We start from the raw sequence: 6342 nt of genomic DNA on the forward strand, positions 1-6342 counted from the left end.
CTGCTACGGGTCATGACGCACGAAATCATGAACTCGGTCGCCCCCATCGCTTCGCTGGCTGATTCATTGGGCCGCCACGTGCAGCGCGCCCGGCAGCAGGAGGCTTCAGATGAGTTGCTCGACGACGTGGGCACCGGCATTCGTATCATCCAGCAGCGCAGCGAAGGGCTGCTGCGCTTCGCCCAGGTGTACCGGGACTTTAGCACCCTGGCCTCGCCGCAGCGCACGACCCTTTATGTGCAGGAATTGCTCCAGGCCACCCGGCAGCTACTAGCGGAACAACTGGCCGCGCAAGGCATTAAGGTTACCCTTAGCGTCCGGCCTGCGCACCTAATTCTGCACGCCGATGGCCACCTGCTACAGCAAATGCTCATCAATCTGGTGCTCAATGCGGCGCAGGCAGTCACCCAAACCCCTAACCCTCGCATTAGCCTGTTGGCCTGGCCCGATGAACAGGAACGGGTGGTTATCGAGGTGAAAGACAACGGGAGTGGTATCCCCACCGACGTACTGGACAGTATTTTTATTCCTTTTTTCACCACCCGCCCCAACGGTTCCGGGATTGGGCTGAGCCTGGCCAAGCAAATTATGCAGTTGCACCAGGGCAGCATTCAGGTCCATTCCGTAGAGGGGGCAGGCAGTGCGTTTCAGCTGTGGTTTCCCCCCTCAGTTACTTTCTAGGGGTATGGGTATATCCTACGTTAAGTACCAGGGACTGCTCCCATACTGCCACCGGTAGGGACAGCTAAATGCGCTAAGTAACGGTAAATAGTGGCCCGGCCGACGCCGAGCAATTGCCCGATTTCGGCTACTGTCTTGTCCTGCTGCAAGTAGAGCGTCTTGGCCGCCTGGGCTTTGGAAAGGGCCTGCTTGGAGAGGCCTCTGGGCCGCCCGCCCTGGCGCCCTCGGGCCCGCGCCGCCGTCAGGCCGGCTTTGGTACGTTCGCGGATAATGTCGCGCTCAAACTCAGCCAGGGAAGCGAATAGGTTAAACATGAGTCGGCCCTGGGCCGTGGTAGTATCCAGGTGGTCCTTTAAGCTAACGAAGTGCACGCCTTGCTGCTGAAACCCGCTGACGAGCGTGACTAAGTCTTTTAAGGAGCGGCCTAATCGGTCGAGCTTCCACACCACGAGCGTATCGCCCGGACGCAGGCGGTTCAAGAGGTGCTGCAGCGCCGGCCGCTCTTTCACCGACGATACTTTTTCCTGCGCTACTTCAGCACAGCTATAGCCCTGTAAGGCATCGGTCTGGAGGTGCAACTGCTGGTCAGCGGTGCTGACGCGGGCGTAGCCAAAAATCACAGGCGAAATTCTCAAGAAGTCAACGAGCGCGAAAATAACGAGCCGTTGATTAATGAGAATAGAATATGAGACAGTTTCTGGCACCTCATCAGTAAGTGGGGAAGTACAGGCAAGTAGGCCGCTAAAACGGCCGTTTTTTGAGACAGCTGCCCACGTTGTCTTTTCTTACCGATACTTTCTGTTCCTACTCTCGTGCGACCCCTTAAAGAAGGCCTAATTGCCGCCGGCAAAAAAATCCATGACGGCCCTGTTGAATTCCTCTGTTACCTCCTTGGGTGCTTCGTGCCCAGCTTTCCTGAATATTTTCAGGGTTGATTCGGGAAGCTTTCTGGCTATCAGGGCCGTGTGCTCCCGTTTGACGATGTCATCTTCGCCCGCCATCACCAGAACCGGCACCGTGACTTTTGTTAGTGAATCCGGCTGAATGTGCGGCTCGGTCAGCAATAGGTTTTTCAACCGGTAATTCATGTCCGCCTCCGCAACGCCCTTGTCTTTCATCTCCGCAAGCTGCTTGCGGAGCAAAGCGTTCAGCTTTGGCGATATCGAAGTGTTGTCATTGTACAGGACAGCCGCCATGGACGCCAGTTTTTTCACCTTGCGCGGGTGCTCCATGGCCAGCAGCAGGCCGATGTTCCCCCCGTCGCTCCACCCCAGCACGTGCGCACTATCGATACCCAGAAAATCCAGGAATGCAGCCGCGTCATCGGCAAACAGTTCGTAAGTGAGCCTGGCGCTGTCGGCACTGGAGTTGCCCTGGCCCCGGCTGTCCAACGCGATTACCTGGTATTTTTTAGCCAATTCCGGAATCTGCCGGTTGAAGGAAGCAATGGACATGTTATTGCCGTGCAGCAGCAGCAACGGCTCGCCCGCGCCATATATCTCGTAGTAGAGCCGGATGCCGTTTACGGGAGCATATTTCCCCCGCTTGGTATTTTCGCCGTACTCGTCCGATTCCGCCAGGGAGTTGTCAATAAGCAAGGATTGCTGGCCGGACTTGAAGTTCTCGGTAGTCAGCCGGATGTTGGACACGTCTTTAAAGTTGGTAACATACCAGGGCTTTAGACTGTCGTTTTCAAAACCGGAATTGCCAAGCGGAATACTTACCGTCTTATTTTTGCTTTTGATAATCAGCTCAAAATCATCGAAATAATACTTTCCTCTGCCTGAAAAGAACATCCCCACCGACAGCTTATTGGCCTGGTTGTCAATTGCGCCGGAAACTGACACCGGAGTCCAGACGCCGAGCTTGTAGCTTTCCATGCCGTACTTATTGAAGTACGGTTTGATGGTTTTGGCGTCCAGGGAGGTAACGGCGCAGGCAACGGCTCCGCCATTTTTCGACTTGCCCTCAATCAACAGCTGACCGCGGACTTCGAACGTGCAGTTCGGGTAGGCAGTAACGTCAATTGTCTGCAGCAGATAGGACAGCTTATCCTGGGCATTTGCGGTAAGTGCTCCGCACAGCAGGGAAAACAGGAGTAGTATCTTTTTCATTTCATCAGGATGGGGAATGCGGCAGTATCGCCAACAGGTGCCTGTGCGGCGGCGGCCAGCGGCGGCGGCCAAGGTAGCTTCGTTTATTTCGGATAAGTAGTTTGTTGACTATGGGGTTCTCTTTCTGTCGGGTGGATTTACACGCTAAGGCTATAAAACCTCATTTCTACTGCGTCAGAGCAGATTATGCAAAGTACTTATCAATTAGGATTTCCTTTTTGATAAAGCTGGTGTACCCCTAGCTTGCCTGGAACCGCTCTTTTTGCAAGCATTTTAGGTCTGCCCTCTTTGTTAAGGTGCTGCCGTAGGGCTTAGCGTGTAAATCCGCCTTTTTGCAACAAGAACCCCACAAAGGCTTGCATCCGAATCTCGCCCATCGGCTCTAATTCGTACGCCAGCACCAGGTGTTTCAAGTCGTGGCTTTCAAAGCCGGGCACCAACGTCAACTCTCGGGCCAGCAAGCACGCCCCGAGCGCGTGGCCAACGGTTTCTTCGGGCAGTTGGCTCAAGGTGGTCACTTGGCGATGATAGCGCACCTTATCGTGGCACTGCTCCAAGCACCACACCGAAAAGAAAAAAGCGTGGCGAATGAGCTGCTCGGGGGCGGAATACTTCATGGGGAACCAATGTCTCTTTTGGACACAATCTAGCACCGTTTAAACCCTCAGGCCCTAACGTACTGCCTGTTTACAAAAAGGGTCCCGAGGTAAACGAGGCCCGTTCAAATTAAGGAGCGTAGTTATGCCCTTTCACTAATCCCTTTCCGATGAACTACGCCTTGATGGTGTTGTTTCTTTGCTTTTGACAATGATGACTTTCGCCGACGTGGTGAGCAACAGCGGCGATTCTGTGCTGGAGTCCTATATTTATGCCGAAGGTCGCCTGCTGCTGGTGCTCGTCCTGGGCGAAAACGACCAGAAAGTCGCCTTGTCCCTGCCCACGGACCACCTCGCCTTTGCCGGCGCCGCTTTAGCCAATAAAGAGGGTTCCTGCCGCACCTGCTTTCTGGCTATTGAAGACTTGTCGCTGGTGCTCTCCGTCGAAAACGGGGTGTATGTGCCCGCTCCCGGCTTTGGCAAGCTCATGCAGCAGACCCGGGCCAACTATCACCTGGCGTATGGCAAGAAGGCCGCCGAGTGGACCCATCTTCTTTCCTTGGTTGGGTATGGCCGCTTAATATCCTGCTTAGTGGCTGATGTAGCAGCAATTTACATCACGGAAGTAGCAGCTTAAGCTCCCCTGTCAGCCCTGCAGAGCGCTGCAGCAAAGTGTAGTAAAACCGTGGTGGCGTAAACTAGCGCCGTTCAGTTGAAGGAGGATAACTTAGCCCCTACCTTAGACCTCGTATGCTACCGATGCCCCGTTCTTTTTCCTTGCTGCTCTTGCTCCTTTGTTCGTCGGGCCAGATGAACAGGGGTGCCGACTGCACCGTGTTGCAGGGCAAGAGTCAGTGCGGGCAACAGCGGTCGCTGATGTCGGTGCGCACCGGGAAGGCCGAATTCGGGGACAGCGCCCGCGGCTATCGGCGCCTGGAAGTGGTGACGGGCAACCGCCCGTGCCCGGAAATCACGCAGCTGCGCTACCGCAAGGGCCGCCGCAACCGGCAGGAGGTTGACACTCACCTCTCGTTCGACTGCCGCGTCCAGGGCAGCCAACTCTTCTACTACACCGGCCTAGTGCATTCGGATTCCCTCTTCCCGACCAGCTGCGGGATGTCGGACGTGCTGCTCTTCGGGCTGCGGGACGCCGTGGGCACGCGGCGAACCACCGGCCGCAACCGGTGCGAAAGCGTGCTGGAGACCGAGCTGCTCCGCAAAGAGGTGACCGGAGCAGACACGTTGGTCACCTATGCCCTTGACCAGCACATCTCCGATTCGCCCCACCTGACCCGCATCACCTTCGACACAAAGTTTCGCGTCAAGCGGCTGCTGTACGATAACAGGGGGTTGCTCACACGACCGTGCGAAGCCGACTCGCTCATCGAGTACAACTGATAGGTAGTTTAGCAAAAGGGGCGTGGTTTGAACGCACGCTGTTCAAAAATAGGAGCGTTTAAGCGAAAGGATAGGTGCCACATGGGTGTAATTCAAAACTACGCGCTGCCCTTTTCATCGGTCATCGGTACTGGCCTCTATGCATCGCTGAGGGCATCAGACACAGGTCCGATTTTCCTGCTTGAAGAAGAGCCGCGTAGTTTTGAATTACACCCGTGCCACATTTAAGTGGTCTGTTAAGTCGCCTACTGCTCGACGACCGATTCCATTCGGGGCGTGACCGTAATGGACTCAAAGAACCGGCGGCGGCTATCCATCCCACTCGCACCAGTGCTGTCCTGCTCGTTTCTGGAAACAAAACTGAAGCTGTAGGTACAGCTATCCACCAGCACACTGCGGCTATACTGGACCACGCTTTTGCCACTATTCGGGTCGCGGGCTTTGAACATCAGTTCTATGCCGTTGCCTCCCCGCGTGGGAAACGTAGAATGCACCAGTAACTCCCCGTGGGCGCTTCTAAGCACACCCTTGACGAGCCCTTCATAATATCGTTCGCGATTATTAATGTGCCCCGGCGTTTGCCGAAGAACCAGGTACATGCCCTCGGCATCTTCTGCTCCCCACATTATCTGCCTGGCCGTGGGGGGCATACCGAGGTTCTCCGGTGCGAGTTCCTGCAATTCTGCTGGCACCTGCACCACCACCCGCTCGTCGACTACTCGGGTGAGCCAAGGTTGCTGCTGCGAACAGGACCAGCCGGTGGCGAGGAATGGGAGGAGCAACATGCCATACCTCTTCATGTGACAAACGTAGGGCTCGTGACCCGTTTACTTAAACGGTCCGAAGGTAAACGCACTCCGTTTGACGAAAGGAGGGTAATTTTAATCAAGTAGTCGGACGATGCAGCCATGAGGTGGTCCATTTAGGCTGGACAGTTTAGGGCAGTAGTTTGAAGTGATTGTTGATGAGTGCGATACGGTGTCTGGTAGCCAATGCTGGAGTGCAGGCGGTCGTGATTGTAGTAGTCAAAATAGTCGGCGATGCTGGCTTGCGCGTCGGCTAGGTCGGCAAAAACGGGCCACTCGCGCAGTTCGAGCACCTCGGTTTTGAGGCGGGACCAGAGGCTTTCGGCCTGGGTCGTACCCGGTAGGGCGTTGTCGTAGCACTCGCCGCGGCGGCTCTGCGAACGCACGGCCCCGTGCCGGTGCAAGAGGGCGCGGTAGGCGTTGCCGCAATACTGGCCGCCCCGGTCGGAGTGGACGATGAGGCTTGGGGTAGGCGGTTGGGCAAAAAAGGCCCGCTGCAAGGCCGTGGTGACCAATTCTTCTGGCATGGTGGCCCCCACGTGCCAGCCCTACCGGGTACGACCCACCACGTGCTTGGTGCCCATGTCCTGAAAGGCGCATAAATAGGCCCAGTCGCCGTTGGCCAGGGGCAGGTATGTGATGTCGGACACCCACACCTGGTTGGCCCGGGTGGGCTTGGACTGGTCGAGCAAGCGGTTGGGAGCGCAGCGCAGCCCGTGGGTGGAGTCGGTCGTGCGCGGGGTGTAG

8 protein-coding genes and 1 pseudogene are annotated in these 6342 nt (G+C 56.3%); 3 read left to right on the forward strand and 6 right to left on the reverse strand.

The annotated features are described in order from the left end of the window. Positions 1-681 (forward strand): sensor histidine kinase (locus IEW17_RS20320; RefSeq protein ID WP_262891864.1); only part of this gene is annotated, 681 nt, incomplete at its 5' end. Between the two features lie 20 nt (positions 682-701). Here IEW17_RS20320 and IEW17_RS20325 read toward each other — a convergent pair. From IEW17_RS20325 to IEW17_RS20335, 3 genes are all read right to left on the reverse strand, one after another. Next, a complete protein-coding gene (locus IEW17_RS20325) occupies positions 702-1316 on the reverse strand; it encodes a recombinase family protein (RefSeq protein ID WP_373286179.1) in 615 nt (204 codons plus the stop codon). A 198-nt stretch (positions 1317-1514) separates the two neighbouring features. Then, on the reverse strand, positions 1515-2795 hold the full coding sequence (locus IEW17_RS20330) for an alpha/beta fold hydrolase (RefSeq protein WP_188563898.1): 1281 nt from the start codon (positions 2793-2795) through the stop codon (positions 1515-1517). Between the two features lie 311 nt (positions 2796-3106). Beyond that, positions 3107-3412: a hypothetical protein gene (locus IEW17_RS20335; protein WP_188563899.1), complete on the reverse strand. Its 306-nt coding sequence runs from the start codon at positions 3410-3412 to the stop codon at positions 3107-3109. A gap of 190 nt (positions 3413-3602) precedes the next feature. Here IEW17_RS20335 and IEW17_RS20340 point away from each other — a divergent pair, with 190 nt between their 5' ends. After that, positions 3603-4028 carry a hypothetical protein gene (locus IEW17_RS20340; protein WP_188563900.1) on the forward strand — a complete coding sequence of 142 codons (426 nt, stop codon included), beginning with the start codon at positions 3603-3605 and terminating at the stop codon, positions 4026-4028. A 149-nt stretch (positions 4029-4177) separates the two neighbouring features. Beyond that, entirely contained in the window at positions 4178-4789 is a 612-nt protein-coding gene (locus tag IEW17_RS20345; RefSeq protein WP_229749175.1) for a hypothetical protein, read from the forward strand. Between the two features lie 245 nt (positions 4790-5034). On the opposite strand, the gene IEW17_RS20350 is transcribed toward IEW17_RS20345, so the two are convergent. The 3 genes and pseudogenes from IEW17_RS20350 to IEW17_RS20360 form a co-directional block, all read right to left on the reverse strand. Further along, positions 5035-5574 carry a hypothetical protein gene (locus tag IEW17_RS20350; RefSeq protein WP_188563902.1) on the reverse strand — a complete coding sequence of 180 codons (540 nt, stop codon included), beginning with the start codon at positions 5572-5574 and terminating at the stop codon, positions 5035-5037. Positions 5575-5711: 137 nt separating this feature from the next. Continuing rightward, the gene (locus IEW17_RS20355; RefSeq protein ID WP_373286180.1) at positions 5712-6134 is read right to left on the reverse strand and encodes an integrase core domain-containing protein; all 423 of its coding nucleotides are present in this window, start codon (positions 6132-6134) and stop codon (positions 5712-5714) included. A 9-nt stretch (positions 6135-6143) separates the two neighbouring features. Next, a pseudogene (locus tag IEW17_RS20360) lies at positions 6144-6342 on the reverse strand (IS3 family transposase); the annotation flags it as partial.

The sequence above is a fragment of the Hymenobacter frigidus genome (assembly GCF_014640435.1).
Taxonomy (GTDB): Bacteria; Bacteroidota; Bacteroidia; order Cytophagales; family Hymenobacteraceae; genus Hymenobacter; species Hymenobacter frigidus.